This window comes from Pedobacter metabolipauper, assembly GCF_004362715.1.
In the GTDB taxonomy this organism is placed as follows: domain Bacteria; phylum Bacteroidota; class Bacteroidia; order Sphingobacteriales; family Sphingobacteriaceae; genus Pedobacter; species Pedobacter metabolipauper.
Window position 1 is genome coordinate 687,708 of record NZ_SNYC01000004.1, and the last position, 21,695, is coordinate 709,402.

Sequence of the window (21,695 nt, forward strand, 5' to 3'; positions counted from 1 at the left end):
AAGCAATTGCTTTTATCCGGCTTACTTAAAAATCAACATGGTATTATTCTTCTAAATAACCGAATTTACCCTGGTTATAATCACTGAGTGCCTGTTGTATCTCTTCAGCAGTATTCATTAAAAAAGGCCCGTATTGTGCAATCGGCTCGTCGATCGGCTCACCGCTTAGCACCAATATTACACTGTTTTCTAAGGCTTCAATTTCAATTTCGGAACCGCTATTGGTAAAATGTACAAACTGATCTGTAGCGGCGGTCTCTTTTCCATTAATTTTTATTCCTCCTTCAATGATCAAAAATCCAGTATTGTAGCTGGAAGGGAAACTGAATGTTGCTTTTCCGCCTTTATTCAGCTTCGCATTAAATAAATGAAGTGCTGAAAATGTACTCGCAGAACCTGCTAATCCATGATACTCACCAGCAATGACCTCAATGATCCCGGCATTGTCCGGTAATTGGTATTTCGCCATCCTGGAATGCTGGATATCCTGGTACTTTGGAGTACTCATTTTATATTTCGCCGGTAAGTTGATCCACAACTGAACCATCTGAAAAGCACCGCCCTTTTTACTAAATTCTTCTTCGTGATATTCTTTATGCAGAATTCCGCTGGCTGCAGTCATCCATTGCACATCTCCGGGATAAATAATTCCACTGTTTCCTGCACTGTCATGGTGTGCTACCGCCCCATGGTAGGCTATGGTAACGGTTTCAAACCCGCGGTGCGGATGTACGCCAACGCCACGAGGTTCATTCCTTGCAGAAAACTCAATTTTAGAGTTATAGTCAAGCATAAAGAAAGGGCTCATTTTTATTCTATACCCGCTTGGGAAAAAATTATGTACCCTAAACCCGTCGCCAACCATATGAGGTGCCGGCGCGTTTAAAACGGCCGACACAGATTTATTATTCGCTTCCATTTTGTCTCCTATTTTGACTGGATGCTTGTGTATTTGCTTACGCTTGTTTTACGAATTGTAATTCACCAGCAATCTTTACATCCTCACTAACCATAACACCGCCTGTTTCTAATGCTGCATTCCAGGTTAAACCAAACTCAGCCCTGTTTATTTTACCGCTTAATGTAAAACCAGCTTTTGTATTTCCCCATGGATCTGTTGCAATACCGCCAAACTCTACATTTAATTTTACAGGTTTCGTGTTTCCTTTAACCGTTAGGCTTCCTTCTAATTTATAATCATCACCGTCTTTGGTTAATGAAGTAGATTCAAAGCTGATCTTTGGAAAAGTTTCTGCATCAAAGAAATCACCGCTCTTTAAGTGGTTATCGCGGTCTGTGTTTCCGGTTTCAATAGAGTTGGTTTCCGCTTCAAAAGAAACTGATGCGTTTTCGAAATCATCTGATTCAGTGGTTAACGATGCATTGAAAATACTTAAGCTACCAGTTACAGTAGTGATCATTAAGTGTTTTACTTTAAATTGTAACTCGCTGTGTGTTGGATCTAATGTCCATTTTGTAGTTGCCATAATATTGTTTTTTTAAGTTGTTCTTTTATTGTAACACAAAAGTACAGCAACATTATAGAACTGGCATTGACCTATGGTAAGAAAAATGCTAAGGTTTAAAGTGCTTATGGGCCAAATCTTTACGGACCCGGCTAAGTGATTCAGGTGTAATACCTAAGTAGGAAGCAATCATCCATTGAGGAACCCTTAATGTTAAATTAGGATATAATAAAATGAAATTGAGATAGCGTTCTTCAGCTGTGGCACTCAGCAGCATGTTAATGCGCTTCTGCATAAACCGGATAGAGTTGTTCAGCATCGTGTTGTTGAGGTCGTTGATGCAGGGAACATGCTTAGCAGATTCATTAAAGAAGTCTTTGGGGACTAAAATCGCCTGCGTAGGCTCAATTGCATCCAGGAAGAAATCAGAGGCTTCGTTAAAAAAAAGACCGTTTCGCTCACTGATCCACCATTGCTCAGGTGCAAACTGGATAATGTGTGTTTTACCTTTGCTGTCTATAGAATAGCTGCGCAGCAGCCCGCTTAAAACAAAAAAGGTCTGTGCCGCAGTTTCCCCCTTCATCACGATCATCTCATTTTTGTCGAAATTTTTCACTCTCAACCGGCCGGAGATCAGGTTAAACTGTTCATCAGTTATAGAAACCTTCTTTTGTAAATAGTTCTTAAAGACTTCGAGCATAGCGGTTATAGATAAAATCTATTTTTTATCAGGATTGATTGTTGAAAAGTCAACACCGCATTTACAATTAGAAGCACAGCCGCCGCTTTTAGGTGATGCAGCGCGATAGATCATGCGGCCGATATAGAACAGGGCTGCAATGAATAATAAAACAACTAAAAGGATTTGAATGTCCATCATACAAAAATAATTAAAGCCCGCAGCATGCAGGTCTTTCAAATGTCAATTTACTGTTCCATTAATCCAACAGTACCGCCCACCCAGTCAAAATCTTTATTGTACCTTACACCAATCATTTTTCCCCTGCTCAGGCGGGCTAAATTAATGCACAATATAGGTTCTCCTTCATCAGGCCATAAGTACATTAAGCGGATCTCTGCTTTTACACCATCACTTAAAGCTTTAACTGCAGGTTCATAATTCACTTTTCGCTGCAATATCCAGTTCTCCGGATCTTTCACCTGATCAATGTCTTCTTTTTTTACATCAATAATTACACCCAGTCCGGCAAATGAAAAGAGTGGTTTTAACACGTAGTTTTCCAAATCAGAAGGTATAACTTTTAAGTCTTTTAGGAAAAGTGATTCCGGAACAAACTCACTTTTTAAAAAGGGCATGGTATACTTGCTGATCCTGTAAAACCAATTTGGATGTGTAACCCATTCTATGTCCAGTTCTTCTCTTGGGTCAAAACAGGATTTAAATACATCCGTTCTGTCAGTTACCTCATCAAAGATCAACCGGTTGTAGATCCGCTTCAGCCTTACTTTTCTATCGCCATCCTGGTAAAACAGTGATTTTCCCTCCTTAAAAATATCAGTAAGGCTTAAGATTTTAATGCCAAGGTATTTTTGTGTAATGAAAAAGTCTATCGAAGTTTTTTGATCGGGCGCATCTACATCCATCAACGCAACTTCATAAGGCTCACAATTTCCCAATATAACTTTTTTGAGCAGCTCGATATAATAAGGCCCGTTAACTCCATCAAATAGAGGGGATAAATTGTCTGGAAGATTAAAGCATTTTTTGTATTCTTGTGCCAGGTGCAGCTGAAACCCATATAGCGATGGAAAGCCCTGCATTTCTATGAGTTTAGGCACCAGGTGCCCATTCGGATCTTTACACACCCCAAAATCGAAGGTTAAAAAGTGCGGATGGTCATTTTCATTTGGTACATTCCATTCAGCAGGTACAGAACCATCGGTCAGCTGTTTAAAATCAGGTCTCTTGATGAGCTTTATGATCTCGGAGCCTGCATCAACCAGTTTTTGTTTTAAATCTGCCGGTATAAATACCGGGGTTTCGGCAACACGAAAAGGAATTGGCGGGAACCCGGCGTTCAGGCTTTTTAAAAAGTCCGAATACTTCTCTTCAGAAAAGCTGTTGTTAAAGAAATCCCTGTATTTGCTGATCATAAGGATGCATCCTGCAAGGCATTAACAGCCTCGTTTAAAAAATTCGGTAAAATAATCTGTTGTGTAAGCTTAATGTGGTCAGGATTGTCGAGGCTTAACAGCATATCCATATATTTTTGTTCACCGTGGTTTTCAATAATAACCTTCTTTTTATCTTCCTGCAATAAGTACATTTTCATTCCTTCAGGATCAGCCTCCGGATGAAATTGAGTGCCAATGATCTCATCGGTAAAGCGTACAGACATAACACAGCGTTCCAAATCGACATGGGGGCGTTCTTTTTCAAGCGCCAGGACTTTTGATTCAGGATTGGAAAATGGAACATCGTCTGGATTTACTACCTGCCAGTCCCGGCTGTCAACCGTATAAAAAGGATTTGGTAAACCATTGAAAACAATTTCATCTTCACCTTCTTCTGTTAAAAAAACAGGAAAGATGCCAAAAGCAGTTGATTTTCTTCGGATCACCTGGCCAACCTGGTATTTTCTACAGCCCATCTGGAAGGAATGACAGATCAGAAATACAAATTTTTTCTGTTCGTTAACCACATTATGGGCTTCAATTTTATCCAGTAAATTAAAGAAGTCTGCTTCCCATTGCTGGCCTTCACCGTCATAGGGGCTTCCAGGGCCGCCACTCGAAATATAGACATCATAACCATCATCTGGTATTTCAGCCTTTTGCCTTAAATCAAAAATATCATAACGCAGATCAATACCCGTGTCATCCCGGTAACGGGAAAGGATTTCCAGAATTCCACGCATACCCTGGTTGGGTGTTCCGTTATTCATGTCAATTACGGCGGTCCGAATGGTTCTTTCTGTTATGCTCAAATCTTTGCTCCGATTAATGTCTGACTGGTAATGTAATCTACAACCGATTCAAAGTTACCACTTTGTGCGTAAACCGCCAATTGCCTGTCTGCACCAGTTCCATTTTCAAGGATCTTCAAAACATAGTTGATCTCATTTCTGCAGCCCAGGCCATCAACAACATCGTCAATAAAATCAAGAAGCTCCAGGATCAGGTTTCTGCAGTTCACTTCCATTTCTTTTCCAAAGTCAATTAAGTTGCCATCTATGCCATAACGGGCAGCACGCCATTTGTTTTCATTGATGAGTGCCCTGGAATAGCTGATAAATTTCATGTTTTGCAGGCGGAGTTTATACAGCTTGGCACAAAGACACTGAAAAAGGGCTACAAAAGCCATCGTTTCATCAATTAACATTGGACAATCACAAATTCTGAACTCTATGGTCTCAAAAAATGGATGTACCCGGATGTCCCACCATATTTTCTTTGCATTGTCAATGCTATTGGTTTTAATTAATAGCTTAACATAATTGTCGTAATCTTCAATGCTGTTAAAGATATCAGGAATCCCTGTTCTTGGAAACTTATCAAATACTTTGGTCCGGAAAGATTTATAGCCTGTATTTCTGCTTTCCCAAAAAGGAGAATTGGTAGAAAGTGCAAAAACATGCGGCAAAAAGTATCTCACCTGGTTGGCGATATGAATAGCAAGTTCACGCGATTGGAAGCCTACATGCACATGTAATCCAAAGATCAGGTTAGAACGGGCAGCCTCTTGTAGTTCATTTACAATCTCACTATACCGCGGATGCTCCGTGATCAGCTGTTTTTCCCAATGTGAAAAGGGATGGGTGCCGGCAGCACCAATGCGGAGTCCCTGTTCTCCGGCAAGCTGAGAAACGGTATACCGCAATTGGGAGATCTCTGCACGCGCCTGGTCAGTATTCTTGCAAATGCCTGTGCCCACTTCTACAACAGCCTGGTGCATCTCTGCTTTAACCTGGTCCTTATGTATTTTTTGCGCAGCCTCAACTATCTTTTGGTCATGAGAGGTTAGCTCCCGGGTAACAGGGTCAATGACCATGTATTCTTCCTCTATGCCAAGCGTAAATTTATTTATCATCTCGGTTGTTTTTTGGTATTTATACCATTATTTCTTTACAGGAGCAGCTTTCTTAACGGGTGCAGCCTTTTTTACAGGTGCGGCTTTCTTTGCGGTTGTAACTTTCTTTGCAGGTGCGGCAGTTTCAGCTAAAAAAGCTTTGGCAGGTTTAGTTGCTGTTTTAGCAATAGGTTTTGCCGTTAGCGGCAATCCGGAAGCAGCTGTTTTAACATATTCGCCCCAGGTTAAATTGTCCTGGCCATCAACATGTGCTTTCGCCCGTTCAATAGCATATTGAGCGGCCGTTTCAACAACCCATTCAAAGTTTTCCAGCCCAACGCTGGTAACTTCAGCATCAGGTGCAGGGTTGCAGAAATCAATCGCATACGGTATACCATCGCGAACGGCAAATTCAACAGTATTAAAGTCATAGCCCAAATACTTGTTCAGTTTTAGCACATGATCATGAATGGTCTTTAGTAGTTTCTCACTGGATGGAGGAGTATCTACGTGGTACCGCAAATGAAATGGATTACGTGGTTCATACTGCATAATTTTCACGTACTTGCCGCCAATACAGTAACACCGGTAATATTCATCAAAAACAATCTCTTCCTGAAGCATCATTACGGTTTGTTTGGTTTGGCTATGCTTATCAAAAAAATCTTCTTTATCATGTAATTTATAAACCTCTTTCCAGCCGCCGCCATCAAACGGTTTCATATAGGCAGGAAAACCGGTATATTCAAAAATGGTTTCCCAATCCATAGGGAATGCCAGGTTGCTGAATGAGGCGTCTGAAGTATCGTCAGGTTGATCATACGAAGGGATCAAAGCTGTTTTAGGCACCGGAACACCAAGCTTAACGGCAAGGGCATTGTTAAAGAATTTCTCATCAGCACTCCACCAAAAAGGATTATTGATCACAGCAGTTCCCGTTATAGCTGCATTTTTAAGGGCAGCACGGTAAAATGGAACATCCTGAGAGATCCGGTCTATGATCACTGCATAATCCAATGGCTCTGCCTGGAAAATTTTATCGATACTAACAAATTCAGCACGGATTTCATCGCCTGCAATTTCATTAACACGCTTTACAAATGCTTCCGGAAATGATCTTTCCTTACCAAATAAGATTCCAATTTTTTTCATAGTTATAGCTTTTGTATTTATTTATATTACACTTTTGATAAGTATTCCGGAAGCATTTTTCGCCAGATTGGCCAGTCATGGTCTGCGTTTTGCCGAATATCCAGCCAATGATCAATGCCTTTATTGCGGAGGATTTGTGAAAGGCGCTCATTTTCACCTTTACAGATATCACGGTCTGAAGTACCCAGAATGATTTTCATATTCCAAAGTTCCGGGTTGCTGTCATTTGGTAAATAATCAACCGGATTGTTAAAGTAAACATCGTCACTGTAAAATCCGTCCAGCTGTGAGCGCATATCAAAAGCACCACTTAAGCTAAACAGATGGCTAACCAGCCAGGGATGCCTGAATGCAAAATTTGCTGCATGGTAACCTCCAAAGCTGCAGCCTGCAGTAATGATCCTCGAATGGCCCGTTTCATGCCTAACCATCGGTACTACTTCTTCCAGTAAAAGCTTATCATACCAGATGTGGTTCTTTACACGGTCTGCCGGATGAATGCCTTTATTGTACCAGCTTTGTTTATCAATACTGTCTACACAATACACTTTGATCTTACCCTCATCTATAAACCATTGAATGGATTCGATCATTTTGAAATCTTTATTTTCAAAATACCTGCCCATACTGGTTGGAAAGAGAAGTACAGGATGTCCGCTATGTCCAAAAGCTAAAAGTTCAAAATCCCCGTTCAGGTTTGGACTGTACCACTTTTTATATTCTTCTTTCATGGTATAACGTTTAGGTGCTTTTAAGGTAATGAATTACCTGGTTAAACACAAAGAACAGGCTAATTGTTGTTGTAAATCTGAACTTTAAGTGTAGAATACTACCTTTGCAGCAAATTTGTGAGAGAGAAATTGCTGAATTATGTATACCGCTATGTTTGTGCCCGAAGTTGTTAAAGATCAATACACGATTAAATCTATTTACCTGAAGAGGGATGTTGAATTGGAAATTCTTACACCCGCGGGCTTGCTTGGCAATGAAGAAGTTGGATTGTTGGTATTAAACGATGGTCAGGATGTGATTGAGCTGCAGGTTGAAGAAACTTTAAATCTACTCTATGCAAAGGGCAAAACTGGGCCGGTTGTGGTAGTTGCCGTTAAGTCTGGAGCGAATCGGTTGCAGGAATACGGTGTTGCAGGAGAACCTGATTTTTTGGGCAGGGGTTCAAAAGCTGCAGAATACACCCGTTTTATGATGGAAGAACTTCTTCCTTTTGTAAATAAAACTATAAAAATCCCGTTTAATAGTAAGCGTGCTTTAGCAGGTTCATCATTGGGCGGACTGAGTGCATTTGATATTGCCTGGAATAATGAACATGCTTTTGATACGGTAGGTGTGTTTTCAGGGTCTTTCTGGTGGCGTAAAAAAGACCTCAAAGATGCATATACCGATAATGACCGCATCATGCACCAGGTGATTCGTGAAACTTCAGGTAAACCGGCACTTAAGTTTTGGTTAATGACGGGTACGGAGGATGAAACTGCCGATAGAAACCGTAATTTTATTATAGATTCCATAGACGATACCATAGATATTATAAAAGAACTGCTGCATAAAGGGTATACAAGACCAGATGATGTTTTCTATTATGAGATGGTAGGCGGTCAGCATAATGTAGCATCCTGGGCTAAAGCCTTTCCCGCTTTTCTGGCCTGGACCTTCAGTATTAAGTAAGTGCTTCTATCTGGTCAGAAAGATGAATAAATACGCCTTCCTTGTTGGTAAGTGATTCTTTGAGCATCGCAGCAGCAACCTTTTCAATCTTAATGCTCCTGTATTTCTTTAGCTTCCCGGTTAAGATCGGGTTAATAAAACGCATCACAGAGATCATGACCTTCTCGGCAAAGCGGCTTTCCTTTCGTTCTCCATCCAGCAATGAGGGCCGATAGATATAAATGCTTTTAAAAGGAATGGCTTTAAGGTCGCGTTCTGCTTCGCCTTTAGTTCTGGTATAAAATATACTGGAATCTGCATTAGCTCCCATAGAAGACACAAGATGATAGTGCTCTGCACCGTTAGCCTGTGCTATAGCTGCAACATCCAGTGGGTATTGATAATCGATTTTCCGGTATTGGGCGGCATCCGGAGTCTTACTTTTAGTAGTACCCAGGCAGCAAAAAACCACATCGCCTTTAATCTCTGACGCATGGGCGCTGAGGTTGTCAAAGTCTAATACTAACTGTTTCAGTTTTGGGTGCTCAACATCTAACTTTTTTCTTACCAAAACCAATACCCCGCTATAATCCGGACACTCCAGCAGCTGTTTTAATAAGCTGCCTCCAATTAATCCACTTGCGCCAAGTAAAATCGCTTTCTTATCCATTTTGCAATTTAATCACGATTAGCCAATATTTAATGAGTTTTATTTCTTATATCTAAATTTTAAGAATAGCATGGTAAGATCCATAAGAACCGAAAAGCTGTTGGTTATGGTAATAGGAAGATCCGATTTGAGTAAACCATAATATACCCAAAGTCCGTTTCCACACAACAGAATAATAAACATCAATGGAGATACGTGTTCAACATCCTTCTCTTTAATGGTTTTTATTACTTGCGGAATGGTTGAGGCTGATGTGAGTATGCCTGCAGAAAGTCCAAATATAAGCTCGGTTTGCATGGTCTACTCGTCAGACTGGTCGCCACTTCCATGCGCATCAGAATAGTCCTTTGCGTGTTCGTCCGCATTAGGATCGGCACGGTTTTCAGGTTCCAGGTTTTCATCCAGCCTTTCATTCCAATTGTCCAAACCTGTTTTAGGCTGGTGCTCAGGGATAGATCGAATATCTGTTCCTGCCTTCTTATTTTGTTCCGGGTCAATGTTTTGAGTATTCATGAGCGGTGGTTTATGTAGTAATAGAACATGCTTTAAGTAATATTGTTTATTAAATCTTTGGTACTGATTATTGAAATACTGTAAAAAAAGAGCGTTTTCTGTACAGACATATTTGACTAAAGCGCTGATATCTCGATAATAAACCTTATCTTCGCGCCAAAATTTACACGCATTTTATGCAAAAAATAAGAAACATAGCTATTATAGCACACGTTGACCACGGTAAAACAACGCTGGTTGACAAAATATTACACTCTTGTTCTATCTTCCGTGATAACGAGCAAACAGGTGATTTAATACTTGATAATAATGACCTGGAGCGTGAGCGTGGTATTACCATCGTATCAAAAAACGTTTCAGTACAGTATAAAGATGTTAAGATCAACATTATTGATACTCCTGGTCACGCGGATTTTGGTGGTGAGGTAGAACGCGTATTGAAAATGGCCGATGGTGTACTGTTATTGTGCGATGCTTTTGAAGGTGCTATGCCTCAAACCCGTTTCGTAACACAAAAAGCACTTGCATTGGGTCTTAAACCAATCGTGGTAGTAAATAAAGTGGATAAAGAAAACTGTCGCCCGGAAGAGGTTTATGAGCAGATCTTCGAATTGTTCTTCAATCTTGAAGCAACGGAAGACCAGTTAGACTTCCCGGTTATTTATGGTTCATCTAAACAAGGGTGGATGAGTACAGACTGGAAAGTTCCAACAACTGATATCTTCGCATTGTTAGATGCTGTTGTTGCCAACATTCCTCCAGCTCCTGTAAATGATGGTACACTGCAAATGCAGATCACTTCATTGGATTATTCGTCTTTTGTAGGCCGTATTGCAGTTGGACGTGTTCACCGTGGCAGCATCAAAGAAAACCAACCGGTTACTTTGATCAAACGTGACGGTAAAATGGTTAAATCAAGAGTAAAAGAATTATATACTTTCGAAGGTTTAGGAAAGATCCGTACCACAGAAGTAAAATCAGGTGATATCTGTGCCGTAGTTGGTATTGATGGATTTGATATTGGTGATACCATTGCTGATTTTGATGCTCCGGAACAACTGCCGGTAATCAAAATTGATGAGCCTACCATGAACATGCTTTTCACCATTAACAACTCACCTTTCTTTGGTAAAGAAGGTAAATTTGTTACTTCTCAGCGTATTAAAGAGCGTTTATATAAAGAGATGGAGAAAAACTTAGCCCTTAAAGTGGTTGAGACCGAATCTCCTGATGCGTATTTGGTATATGGAAGGGGTATTCTGCATTTATCCGTATTGATCGAGACCATGCGTCGTGAAGGATACGAGATCCAGGTAGGTCAGCCACAGGTTATCGTTAAAGAAATTGACGGTAAAAAATGTGAGCCAATTGAAACATTGATCGTAGATGTACCGGGTGAAGTGGCAGGTAAAGTAATTGAATTGGTAACTCAGCGTAAAGGTGAATTGTTAATTATGGAGCCTAAAGGTGATCTTCAGCATCTGGAGTTTGAAATTCCAGCCCGCGGTATCATCGGACTAAGAAATAACGTGTTAACTGCAACAGCAGGAGAGGCCATTATGGCACACCGTTTCAAAGCTTACGAGCCTTGGAAAGGTACCATCCCTGGAAGGTTAAACGGAGTTTTGGTTTCTATGGAAAAAGGAAGTACAACCGCATATTCAATCGATAAGCTGCAAGATCGTGGTCGCTTCTTTGTTGATCCTGGTGTCGATGTTTATGAAGGTCAGATCATGGGTGAGCACATTCGTGATAACGATTTAGTCGTAAACATTGTAAAAGGAAAAGCATTAACGAATATGCGTGCATCTGGTACAGATGATAGTAACCGTATCGCTCCTGCTATTAAATTTTCACTGGAAGAGGCTATGGAATACATCCAGGCTGATGAGTACATCGAAATTACACCGCTAAGCATGCGTTTACGTAAAATCTATTTAACAGAAGCAGAACGTAGAATTAAAGGTAAATCCGGAGGTCAATAATCTTCGCATTATTTATCTTTAAGAAAGCTTTTGAATGCATTCTTTAAAGAACGCCTATATGAAAAGGCCTGTAAACTTAGTTTGCAGGCCTTTTTCTATTTGTACGTCATAACTTATGGGGGATCTTAACCGGCATCCTTTTTTTCTTAGCTTTGGGTTTAATCGGAATACAAATGGAATCAATACAAGGAAAAACTGCAATCATAACAGGGGCTGGAAAAGGAATTGGACGTGCCATAGCCATTGCGCTTGCACAAGAAGGTGTAAACATTGGTTTGCTGGCCAGAACAGCTTCAGACCTTCAGAACGTTACTGAAGAGTTAAAACAATATGGCGTTAAAACAGTTATTGCTGCCGTTGATGTATCTGACATCAATGCCGTAAATGCTGCCGTTGAACAGGTAAAGTCCTCACTCGGAACAATAGATATTCTAATTAACAATGCTGGAATAGCTTCTTTTGGTTCATTTATGGAACTTGATCCATCAAGATGGGAAGAAATTGTTAAAGTTAACCTGTTTGGTGCCTATTACGTAACCCGTGCGGTACTTCCGGAAATGATCGAACGCAAAACCGGAGACATCATTAATATCTCTTCAACCGCAGGCAAAAATGGTGCAGCAGTAACCAGCGCTTATAGCGCATCTAAATTTGCACTGATTGGAATGTCTGAATCATTGATGCAGGAAGTGCGCAAACACAACATTCGGGTGAGTACCTTGTTGCCAAGTACAGTTGGAACAGATATGGCGAAAGATTTAAAGTTAACAGATGGCAACCCGGACCGGGTTATGCAGCCAGAAGATTTTGCCGAACTGATCGTTGCTCAATTAAAGTTAAACCGACGGGTGTTTCTTAAAGAAGCAGGCCTTTGGTCTACTAATCCATAAGAGATAAATTTACGTCATCCCAACTTCTTTAAAGAAATACTTCTGAATGGATTCAGGATGACGTAAATTAATGTTCTTCATGATCAGGCATGCTGCCCATCATGAACACCTTCGGCAAATTCTTCAACAATTTTGTCGTTAAATGCCGGAAGGTCATCCGGACTGCGGCTCGTTACCAGACCCTGGTCTACAACCACTTCTTCATCTACCCAGTTTACACCTGCATTAACCAGGTCAATCTTTATCGTTTTGGTAGAGGTCATCGTTCTTCCTTCAACCACTTCAGCGGTGATCAAAACCTGCGGCCCATGGCAAATTGCAGCCACAGGCTTTCCAGCTTCAAAGAAAGCTTTTACAAAGGCAATGGCATCCTCATTTTTTCTTAATGCATCCGGATTCAGAACGCCTCCGGGTATCAGCAGGCCATTATAATCATCTGCATTCGCTTCATTCAGTGTTTTGTCTACATCTACAGTTATAGTCCATTCATGATCTCCTTTCATAGCCTGGATCTTTCCTGCCTTTGAAGATATAATATGAACAATAGCGCCTTCTTCCAATAATCTTTGAACAGGGCTTGTTAACTCTGACTCTTCAAAACCACTCTCTGATAATACCGCAATGCTGCGGTTATTTAATTGTCCCATAAGATTAAAATTTAGGATTTAACCAATAATATATGCTGTGCATGGATGATGCACATGAATTACTACATCCCTGGGGAAATATTGTTTAGAAAAATTTGTAAAAATAGCCTGATAACCTAATCATTTGTTCTCCGGTGCCGGATGAAATATTGTGCCAGGTTTATGGCAATAAAGACGTGATTGATCAGGTTGGGGACCAGCCCATAATATTTTGTAAAAATGCGGAACCGCTCTTTTAAAGATGCCAGTTGTTTTTTCTTTGAAATGCCGCCAACCAGGTATTTAGCTACATATCGGTGTGTATTTACAATGCTTGATGCAGTTTTGGCAATTTTAATGATCCAGTCAATATCAGCACTGTATTTGTAGCTGATGTCGAAAGGTTTAGCAAGGCTGCGCTTTACATAGATGGCCTGGTGACTGATGTTCATCCCATATCTAAAACTTCTCCAGTTAAAGATTTCCGGAGCACAATGTCTCCGCTGCCCAAGGCTTTTCCATTCCGAATCAAACATCTCCGTCTCACCATAGTAAATATCTGCCGAATTTGCCGTGTCAAATACATCACTTACCGTTTCCGCGTCATACAATTCATCGCCAGAATTCATAAACAACACATATTCACCTGTCGCCAATGCAAGCCCCTTGTTCATGGCATCATAAATTCCTTTGTCAGGCTCAGAAACAAGCTTTGCAAATTTCCCCCTGTAAAGTTCAATCCGCTCTAAAGTTCCGTCTTTTGAGGCGCCATCAATAATGATATACTCCAAATTCGGATAGCTTTGGCCCAGAACAGAAAGCATAGTGCGCTCAATATCCTTAACGTTATTGTAAACAATAGTGATGACACTTAACTTTGGCTGCATAGGGTTTTGATCAGCGGGGTTGTAAATCAATCAGTGATTGATACAATAATAAGTGTTTTTCTGCAATAACGCGTTCAGAGAATTGAGTTAATATGGTCCTTCTCGCTTCTTTTTGAATCTCCGGGCCATTTTCTTCATGGTATAGCCATTCTATTCCAGTAGCAAGATCCTCAGACGATTCATATTCTGCCAGGTACCCATTCTCCAGATGCTTCACCATATCAGGAATCCCACCTGTTTTAAAGGCCACTACGGGCGTGGCACAGGACAAGCTCTCCATCACTGTGTTTGGAAGATTATCTTCCAGCGAGGGCGTTATAAATACGTCTGCTGCAGAGTAGCATTTGGCCAGATGCTCATCATTATTGACCGTACCTAGAAAGGTGGTCTTAAATGGAAACTCGGGCATCTCTGTATTGTCTTTGTTCCCAAAAATAACCAGTTCAATATTTTCCTTCACAATTCCAGGTCTTGCAGCCAGGTCATTTAAGGCCTCGATCAGGTAAGAGGTTCCTTTATGCTTGTCATTTTTAGAGGGCATAAAGCCACTCATTAATACAAATTTATCCGGATTGATCTTTAAGATCTTCTTGGCCTCTGACTTTACATACGGTTTAAAGATCTCTGTTTCTATCGTATTCGGGATTACAGTTACTTCTCTAAAGCCCATCAGGCTGCTCAGCTTTACAGAAGAAGCCATCCATCTGCTCGGTGCTACAATGTGACAGTTCAGTTCATTGTACGCCTTCTTTTTCCTCAGCCAGGTTTGATGAGAAATGTCATCCTTGCCGCTAAGCTTTAACAAAGGGCAAAACCCGCATTCCTTATGGTAGTTTTCACAAGAATACCTGACATGGCAACCTCCGGTAAAAGCATTGCTGTCATGAAAGGTCCAGACAATTGGTTTTTCCAGCTCATCCAGCTCGGCAAGAAATTTTGGAGAAAGAAACCCATGGTTAATCCAGTGCAGGTGGATTACATCTGCATCCTTCAATGCAGGATGGTTAACCACCGAACTGCCAAACCATTGCAATGAAAAAGGGGTTTTAACAGCCTTTGACGCAGCTTTGGATAAATAGCGTTCTGCTAAAATATGAATAATGGCCCTGGCTTTTTGAAAGGGATTTTTACTGAAAGTTCCGGTTTTACTGCTTTCCTTAAACTGAAAGTATACCATCACACTGGAATCTGCTCCGTTTGCATTTAATGCATCGTTTAGCCGTAAACAAGCCCTTCCGGCACCACCATTACCTTCGTATGTATTTAAGTGTACAATTTTCAACAGATCAAACTTAGATAAAATAATCGTTACAGGCTTCTTCCAATTTTTTAACGGATTAACAGGCGAAAATTACATAATATTTTAACCTTTATTAAAAGTCTTGTGTATTTTCGCTTTCATCAAACCAGCAACAGCTAAAACCGCTTACCATTAACCACCACATGATGAAAAAAGTATTTTATGCAATCACTGCAGCACTGTTACTTAGCTCAACAGTGACATTCGCTCAAAATGAAACTTATTTTGCCGCCTACCCAGCATTAACGCCAGATGGGCAGACTGTAGTATTTAGTTTTGAAGGAGACTTGTGGAAAGTTCCTGCAAAAGGGGGTGAAGCAAACCGGATCACAGCGATGCCGGGCGACGAGATCAATCCCAAAGTTTCACCAGACGGAAAGTGGCTTGCCTTTTCTTCCAACCAGTTTGGTAACTATGATGTCTACATTTTACCCTTAGCAGGTGGTACAGTTCGCCAGTTAACATTTAACGATGCAGCAGATGAAGTTGACAACTGGAGCTGGGATTCTAAAACGATCTACTTTACTTCAGGGCGCTATAATATGTACAGTGCTTATAAAGTGGGAGTAAATGGGGGCACAGCAGTCCGTCTGTTCGAAAACTACTTCAATACCGCTCATAATATTGCAGAAGCACCTAATGGGGAACTCTTCTTTAATGATACCTGGGAGAGCAAGAATTTCGCAGCACGTAAGCGATATAAAGGAGCCTTTAATCCGGACATTCAATCTTATAATCCGAAAACTAAAGCATATAAACAATACACCGATTATAAAGGAAAAGACTTTTGGGCAAGTATAGATAAAAGTGGAAATATCTTCTTTGCTTCTGATGAAGGTAATGATGAATTTAACCTGTATACCTTCACCGCAGGTAAAAAGACGCGTTTAACAAACTTTGAGACATCAGTAAAACGTCCTGTCGTTGCGGCATCAGGAAATAGAATAGTATTTGAAAAAGATTATCAACTTTATCTATATGATGTAGCTTCTAAGAAAAGCGAAAAGATAAACATCGGCATTCTACGCAATAGCATCCTGGAAAAAGAACAGGAATTTGATATCAGGGGAACAATAACGGCATTCGATCTGTCTCCCGATGGAAAAAAGCTGGCCTTTATTTCCAGAGGTGAACTTTTTGTTAGCGATGCAGAAGGAAAGTTTATCAGCAGGATTGAACGGGCTTCTGATCAAAATGCACCTTCAGAGCGCGCAATGGAAGTGAAATGGCTTTCAGATAACCGTACCTTATTGTTTAACCAAACCTATAAAGGCTACCAAAACTGGTTCAGTATTGCTGCAGATGGGAAAGGAAGCAGTAAACAGCTTACTAAAGATAACAGCAACAACAGGGACATCTCATTTAATAAAGCACGTACACAAGCCGTTTATTTAAGCGGCAGGGATGAAGTGAGGCTATTGGACCTAAAATCACTCGAAAGTAAGACCGTTGTAAAAGATGAGATCTGGGCATTCCAGAATTCATCTCCATCATTTTCACCTAATGGTGAATATGTATTGTTTACGGCCATCCGTAATTTTGAACAGGATATTTTTGTCCACCACATTAAAAATAATACAACGCTTAATTTAACCAATACAGGCGTAACAGAAGCTGCCCCTGCATGGTCTCCGGATGGAAAATATATTTTCTTTACCAGTCTGCGTACCAAACCTTCTTATCCTTTTGGAATGGAAAATGGCCATGTTTATAGAATGGCTTTGGATGAGTACGATCAGCCATACCGCAGTGATAAGTTCGATGAACTTTTTGAAGACAAGAAAAAAGACGCTCCTGAGATCAGTAAAACAGAAAAAAAGGCCAGCCCTGCGCCTAAAACTGAGGTTAAAACAGCGAAAGCCTCAGATGCCATTGAGATCAATACGCAAAACATTATGGACCGTGTTGAGCTGATCAGTCCGGCATTTGGTACCCAGCAAGGTTCAGAGATCTTTGTTAAAGGAGATAAAACCTATGTTTTCTTTGGCTCAAATCACGAAGGCGGTGCTCCGTCAATCTACCGGATCATTATCGAACCGTTTGAAAATAATAAAACAGAAAAAGTATCCGACGGTGGTGATGCGGCTATGGTAGAAGCCGGCGGTAAATTTTATGCACTGGTACGTGGTGTGATCAATAAATACAACATTGACATGAATAAACTGGACCGCCTGGAAATGAGCTATAAGTTTAACCGCAACCTGAGCAAAGAGTTTAATCAAATGTTCTATGAGACCTGGGCCGGACTGGAAGAAAACTTCTACGATGAAAACTTCCATGGTCTGGATTGGTTAAAAATGCAGCAGCGCTATGCCGCCTACCTGCCCTATGTAAATAACCGGACAGATCTGAGGATCCTTTTAAATGATATGCTCGGCGAATTAAATTCTTCACACCTTGGCTTTAACAGTGCCGGAGCAGAAGAACGTAAAACATTAAACTACGTAACCAATGAAACCGGAATTATCTTTTCCGATGACAATCCGTTCAAGGTGGCACGTGTTGTTGATAAAAGCAATGGCAGACATAAAGACGTAAACGTAAGGCCTGGCGACGTAATAACGGCCATTAACGGAATTCGTGTTGATGAAAATACAGATCGTGATTATTACTTTACAAAGCCATCTATTGATCAGGAAACTCTGCTTACCCTAACCCGTGATGGTAAATCGGTAACGGCAAAGATTCATCCTCAAAGTTCCGGTGCACTTCGTGGTAATCTGTACGACGAATGGATCGCCAAAAACAGGGAACGTGTAAAACAACTCGGTAACGATAGAATTGCCTATTCTTACATGAAAAACATGAGTGGCGGCCAGTTGGAAAGCTTCCTGCTGGATATGGTGGCCCAGGAAAATAATAAAGAAGCCGTAATCCTGGATCTGCGTTACAATACCGGTGGTAACGTGCACGATGAAGTGCTGAAGTTCCTTTCTCAAAGACCATATTTGCAGTGGAAGTATCGTGGCGGTAAACTTTCTCCTCAAAGTAATTTTGCCCCGGCAGCCAAACCAATTGTACTACTGATCAATGAGCAGTCACTTAGTGATGCAGAGATGACCGCCGCAGGTTTCAAAGAACTAAAACTAGGTAAGATCATTGGAACTGAAACATACCGCTGGATCATCTTTACTTCCGCAAAAGGACTGGTAGATGGATCTTCTTACCGCCTTCCTTCATGGGGATGTTACACGCTGTCTGGTAAAGACCTGGAAAAAGAAGGGGTAGCTCCGGATATTTATGTTAAAACCTCTTTCGCAGACAGACTGGAAGACAAAGATCCACAGATAGAGCGCGCCGTTTCAGAAATATTAAAAGACTTAAAAAAATAATATGGATAACCTGTTAACCGACAGACAATTTTGGGTGAATTATTGGGAAAGCAAGACCGGTTTGTCGGTTAATATTCCTGCAAACTACCTGTTTCATCAGCAGCTTGCAGAAATTATAAATGGTCAGCATGTAAAAACAGCAATTGAACTGGGTGGTTTTCCAGGCTATTATGCGGTTTTTCTAAAAAAGTATTTTAAGCTTGATGTTACCCTGCTGGATTATTTTGTCCATCAGCCAGTTACCAATTCATTACTCAGCGCAAATCATTTAAAGGAAAGCGATATCCATATCGTGGAGACAGATTTGTTTAATTATACGCCTGAAACACAATTTGACCTCGTGCTTTCTTGCGGGCTGATCGAACATTTTAACGACACTGCTGATATCATCAACAGGCACATTGCATTTGTTAAACCCGGAGGAACGCTATTCATTACCCTGCCAAACTTTAAGGCGCTCAATGGTTGGTTTCAAAGGTCTTTTGATCGGGAAAATTACGATAAGCACAACATCAGCTGCATGGATCCTGAACTGCTGGCATCCATCTGTAAAGAAGCCGGATTAGATGTGATCCAGTCCCGCTATTTTGGACACTTTAGCATTTGGCTTGAAAATGAAAAACAAAAGCCCGCAGGTGTACGTGCATTCAAAAAAACGGTTTGGCTTGCAGGAAAGCTGTTCACCAGGATTTTCCCGTTTAACTCCAGGCAATTGTCTCCTTATATTATTTTAGAAGCACGCAAAGCCTGACATGTCCATTCGCTGGGGCTATTCGCCAAAGGTAGAAAAGTATATCCCTCTGGGTAATTTTCCGGCAGACAGGTATTTGATCATTGCTCAGCAGGCCATTGAAAATCTCGGCTGGAAGCTGAGCCATCTGTCAGCCTCAGGAATTATTGCATATACCAAGATCTCACTGGAGTCATATAGTGAAGAGATCTCCATTCGCATTACCTCTAATTTCGCAGTCTTTAAAAGTGAATGCATCGGTGTACAGCTTTTATTTACCGATTATGGAAAGAACGATAAGAACCTGCAAAAGTTTTTTGATGAGTTTGAATACGTTGAATTTCATTTAAAGGATATCTGGCAGGAACGAATAGAAAGTTTTCAGGAACACATTGCCAGCCATGACGATAGTTATTTTGAACTGGCTCCATTAAGGGCCAAGGATAGGATTAAAAATGCCTTTTACCTGTTTTATCCGCAAAAAGGCTACCTCATTACACCAATACTTGTTAATCTGAATATCTTGTATGGGTTTGTGCTGATCGGATACCTTGCAGGAGCAGTACAGGCAAAAGGCGGGGATGCAGATGCAGGAGAGATATTAACAAAGGTATACCTGGCATTAGGAGCGAACTCAAGAATGCTTGCGCTTTCTGGAGAAATTTGGCGGTTGATCACGTACCAGTTTATCCACTTATCTTTTTCCCACTTATTTTTTAATATGTATGCCCTGATCTATATCGGCCTGATGGTTGAAAATAAACTGGGATCCTTAAAAACACTTGGCCTATACCTGCTGAGCGGAATATGCGGAGGCCTGCTTAGCATATGCTTTCACGAAGTGGGATTAATGGCAGGTGCTTCCGGATCAATTATGGGGATGTTTGGTGCTTTCCTGGCATTACTGATCAGCAATGCATTTGAAAAAAATGCAAATAAAGCACTATTGATCAGTACCGTGATTTTAACTGCCTATATGCTCATCAATGGTGCGATGAGCAAGCGGGTAGACAATGCGGCTCACCTGGGTGGTCTGCTCTCCGGATTTCTGATCGGTTACCTGCTGTTTAATACAACGATAGCAAATAAAGCGTTCTCTGATCTTAAAAGATCCTTCACGGCAGGGATAATTGTCCTGATCTTTGGTCTTGCTGTTTTTACCTTTTCAAACCGGTACCAGATTGAAGAATATGCGAAATTGAAATATGAGTTCAATAAAAATGATCTGGAGTTTGGTAACATCTATTACATTCAAAGGAATCTGCCATTGGATGAAAAGTTATCCAGGATCAAAAAATACGGACTGGACGTTTGGCAAAGAAATTTAACGGTTACAGCTAATATGAGTAAGATGGTACTTACAGAAAGAGATCAGATAGACTGTAAATACAGAACTAGAATCGCCCAGAAAGCCTACCATGTTTCGTTAATGCTGTATCAGGATTACAAAAGTGGAAATCCTCAAAACCAGGTCATGATCGCTAAGAAGATGAATGAAGTCAACAAAATGAAAATGGAATTGGCAGAGATTTTAAGAAAGATGGATTAGGCTATTTTAAGCGCTCAGTAACATATCGTTTAATGCGTTGCCATAAACTACCCTTCCGGTTTGCTAAAAAGCCCTTAATGGCACGATATGCAGCTTGATCTTCAATAATCTCAGTCGGATATTGGCTGATTGGTTTTGGATTGATGATCACATTATAAATGTCATTGATCCCGGAGTGGATCCCGGTGCCATCATGCCCAATGTTATTAACCAGTGATTGCGAAGGGTTAAGCGTTAAGCCTCCTTTTAAAAAGATGGAAGCATACCAGCGAATGGCCCATGAATTATTTCTTCCACTTTTAAAATCCTGCATCTGCTTCCAGAAGTTCATAGTATGCTCTATAGAGAATGCACTTTTTTTGGCAGGATCAAACTGACTCATTAAGGTGTCAATATTTGGTTCAAAATGTTGCCAGGCCCTTTCCCAGGTTGCCCATCCCCAGCTGGTGGCTGCCCTGTAAAAGAATGTTTCAGGCAATTCAGTACCCTTTAAATTATACATGTAAGCCCCAATATGCATCACCTGATCTTCGGCAGCATATTTCTTTAAAGCTTCGTTAAAGTACATTAAGGTATATGGAGAGCTGATCAGGTCGTCTTCAAAAACAATCACTTGCTTATACATTTCTACCAGCTTGCTAACCCCTGCAATAACAGATTCTGCAAGACCCATATTCACATCACGTTCTATAATCTCAACAGATTTAAAGCCCTCAACATTTTTAATGATTTCCCGTACTTCTAATACACCATCTTCATCAGATTTGCCTTTCGCACCATCAGAAAAGATGAATAAGCGGCTTTCAGCCGCCAGCTCATTCTGCTGTAAGAATTTAAGTGTTCTCGCGGTATGCTGCGGACGGTTATAAACAAATAATGCGATAGGGGCAAAGGTTTGCATGC

At 40.8% G+C, this 21,695-nt stretch carries 22 protein-coding genes; 6 read left to right on the top strand and 16 right to left on the bottom strand.

The window, feature by feature from the left end:
* Positions 1-43: 43 nt before the first annotated feature.
* The 9 genes from ATK78_RS09675 to ATK78_RS09715 form a co-directional block, all read right to left on the bottom strand.
* Positions 44-919 carry a pirin family protein gene (locus tag ATK78_RS09675; RefSeq protein ID WP_133575881.1) on the bottom strand — a complete coding sequence of 292 codons (876 nt, stop codon included), beginning with the start codon at positions 917-919 and terminating at the stop codon, positions 44-46.
* 37 nt (positions 920-956) lie between these two features.
* Positions 957-1,487, bottom strand: coding sequence for a YceI family protein (locus ATK78_RS09680; RefSeq protein WP_133575882.1), 531 nt, complete (start codon positions 1,485-1,487; stop codon positions 957-959).
* Between the two features lie 88 nt (positions 1,488-1,575).
* Entirely contained in the window at positions 1,576-2,166 is a 591-nt protein-coding gene (locus ATK78_RS09685) for a Crp/Fnr family transcriptional regulator (protein WP_133575883.1), read from the bottom strand.
* 18 nt (positions 2,167-2,184) lie between these two features.
* On the bottom strand, positions 2,185-2,346 hold the full coding sequence (locus tag ATK78_RS09690) for a FeoB-associated Cys-rich membrane protein (RefSeq protein ID WP_317126197.1): 162 nt from the start codon (positions 2,344-2,346) through the stop codon (positions 2,185-2,187).
* 47 nt (positions 2,347-2,393) lie between these two features.
* Entirely contained in the window at positions 2,394-3,581 is a 1,188-nt protein-coding gene (locus ATK78_RS09695) for a hypothetical protein (RefSeq protein ID WP_133575884.1), read from the bottom strand.
* Entirely contained in the window at positions 3,578-4,414 is an 837-nt protein-coding gene (locus tag ATK78_RS09700; protein WP_243732490.1) for a type 1 glutamine amidotransferase, read from the bottom strand. The genes ATK78_RS09695 and ATK78_RS09700 overlap by 4 nt, the downstream gene beginning before the upstream one ends.
* A complete protein-coding gene (locus ATK78_RS09705; protein WP_133575885.1) occupies positions 4,411-5,517 on the bottom strand; it encodes a carboxylate-amine ligase in 1,107 nt (368 codons plus the stop codon). Before ATK78_RS09705 ends, ATK78_RS09700 begins: the two co-directional genes overlap by 4 nt.
* Positions 5,518-5,544: 27 nt before the next feature.
* The gene (locus tag ATK78_RS09710) at positions 5,545-6,648 is read right to left on the bottom strand and encodes an ATP-grasp domain-containing protein (RefSeq protein ID WP_133575886.1); all 1,104 of its coding nucleotides are present in this window, start codon (positions 6,646-6,648) and stop codon (positions 5,545-5,547) included.
* A gap of 26 nt (positions 6,649-6,674) precedes the next feature.
* Positions 6,675-7,379 carry an esterase family protein gene (locus tag ATK78_RS09715; RefSeq protein ID WP_133575887.1) on the bottom strand — a complete coding sequence of 235 codons (705 nt, stop codon included), beginning with the start codon at positions 7,377-7,379 and terminating at the stop codon, positions 6,675-6,677.
* A 139-nt stretch (positions 7,380-7,518) separates the two neighbouring features.
* On the opposite strand from ATK78_RS09715, the gene ATK78_RS09720 reads away from it, so the two are divergent.
* Positions 7,519-8,331 carry an alpha/beta hydrolase gene (locus tag ATK78_RS09720; protein ID WP_133575888.1) on the top strand — a complete coding sequence of 271 codons (813 nt, stop codon included), beginning with the start codon at positions 7,519-7,521 and terminating at the stop codon, positions 8,329-8,331.
* On the opposite strand, the gene ATK78_RS09725 is transcribed toward ATK78_RS09720, so the two are convergent.
* From ATK78_RS09725 to ATK78_RS09735, 3 genes are read right to left on the bottom strand one after another with little or no spacing between them, the layout of a single operon-like run.
* A complete protein-coding gene (locus tag ATK78_RS09725; RefSeq protein WP_133575889.1) occupies positions 8,324-8,980 on the bottom strand; it encodes an oxidoreductase in 657 nt (218 codons plus the stop codon). The two genes, ATK78_RS09720 and ATK78_RS09725, sit on opposite strands and share 8 nt — an antisense overlap.
* 39 nt (positions 8,981-9,019) lie before the next feature.
* Entirely contained in the window at positions 9,020-9,277 is a 258-nt protein-coding gene (locus ATK78_RS09730) for a SemiSWEET transporter (RefSeq protein WP_133575890.1), read from the bottom strand.
* A 3-nt stretch (positions 9,278-9,280) separates the two neighbouring features.
* Positions 9,281-9,493: a hypothetical protein gene (locus tag ATK78_RS09735; RefSeq protein WP_133575891.1), complete on the bottom strand. Its 213-nt coding sequence runs from the start codon at positions 9,491-9,493 to the stop codon at positions 9,281-9,283.
* A 176-nt stretch (positions 9,494-9,669) separates the two neighbouring features.
* Between ATK78_RS09735 and typA the strand changes: the two genes are divergently transcribed.
* Both typA and ATK78_RS09745 read left to right on the top strand, forming a co-directional pair.
* On the top strand, positions 9,670-11,478 hold the full coding sequence (gene typA / locus ATK78_RS09740) for a translational GTPase TypA (RefSeq protein WP_133575892.1): 1,809 nt from the start codon (positions 9,670-9,672) through the stop codon (positions 11,476-11,478).
* Between the two features lie 173 nt (positions 11,479-11,651).
* Positions 11,652-12,368 carry a 3-ketoacyl-ACP reductase gene (locus ATK78_RS09745; RefSeq protein WP_133575893.1) on the top strand — a complete coding sequence of 239 codons (717 nt, stop codon included), beginning with the start codon at positions 11,652-11,654 and terminating at the stop codon, positions 12,366-12,368.
* A gap of 83 nt (positions 12,369-12,451) precedes the next feature.
* Here the strand turns inward: ATK78_RS09745 and ATK78_RS09750 are convergent, their stop codons facing one another.
* The 3 genes from ATK78_RS09750 to ATK78_RS09760 form a co-directional block, all read right to left on the bottom strand.
* Positions 12,452-13,015: a type 1 glutamine amidotransferase domain-containing protein gene (locus ATK78_RS09750; protein WP_133575894.1), complete on the bottom strand. Its 564-nt coding sequence runs from the start codon at positions 13,013-13,015 to the stop codon at positions 12,452-12,454.
* A 116-nt stretch (positions 13,016-13,131) separates the two neighbouring features.
* Positions 13,132-13,881 carry a glycosyltransferase family 2 protein gene (locus ATK78_RS09755; protein WP_133575895.1) on the bottom strand — a complete coding sequence of 250 codons (750 nt, stop codon included), beginning with the start codon at positions 13,879-13,881 and terminating at the stop codon, positions 13,132-13,134.
* A 10-nt stretch (positions 13,882-13,891) separates the two neighbouring features.
* A complete protein-coding gene (locus ATK78_RS09760; protein WP_133575896.1) occupies positions 13,892-15,163 on the bottom strand; it encodes a glycosyltransferase family 4 protein in 1,272 nt (423 codons plus the stop codon).
* A 161-nt stretch (positions 15,164-15,324) separates the two neighbouring features.
* On the opposite strand from ATK78_RS09760, the gene ATK78_RS09765 reads away from it, so the two are divergent.
* Genes ATK78_RS09765 through ATK78_RS09775 form a run of 3 tightly spaced genes read left to right on the top strand, consistent with a single transcriptional unit; the run spans position 15,325 to position 20,792 of the window.
* A complete protein-coding gene (locus ATK78_RS09765; protein WP_133575897.1) occupies positions 15,325-18,513 on the top strand; it encodes a S41 family peptidase in 3,189 nt (1,062 codons plus the stop codon).
* Position 18,514: 1 nt separating this feature from the next.
* Positions 18,515-19,264 (top strand): class I SAM-dependent methyltransferase, encoded by a 750-nt coding sequence (locus ATK78_RS09770; protein WP_133575898.1) that lies wholly within the window; start codon positions 18,515-18,517, stop codon positions 19,262-19,264.
* 1 nt (position 19,265) lies between these two features.
* Positions 19,266-20,792: a rhomboid family intramembrane serine protease gene (locus tag ATK78_RS09775; protein ID WP_133575899.1), complete on the top strand. Its 1,527-nt coding sequence runs from the start codon at positions 19,266-19,268 to the stop codon at positions 20,790-20,792.
* A 1-nt stretch (position 20,793) separates the two neighbouring features.
* Here ATK78_RS09775 and ATK78_RS09780 read toward each other — a convergent pair whose 3' ends face one another.
* Positions 20,794-21,693, bottom strand: coding sequence for a sugar transferase (locus ATK78_RS09780; RefSeq protein ID WP_133575900.1), 900 nt, complete (start codon positions 21,691-21,693; stop codon positions 20,794-20,796).
* Positions 21,694-21,695 lie beyond the last annotated feature (2 nt).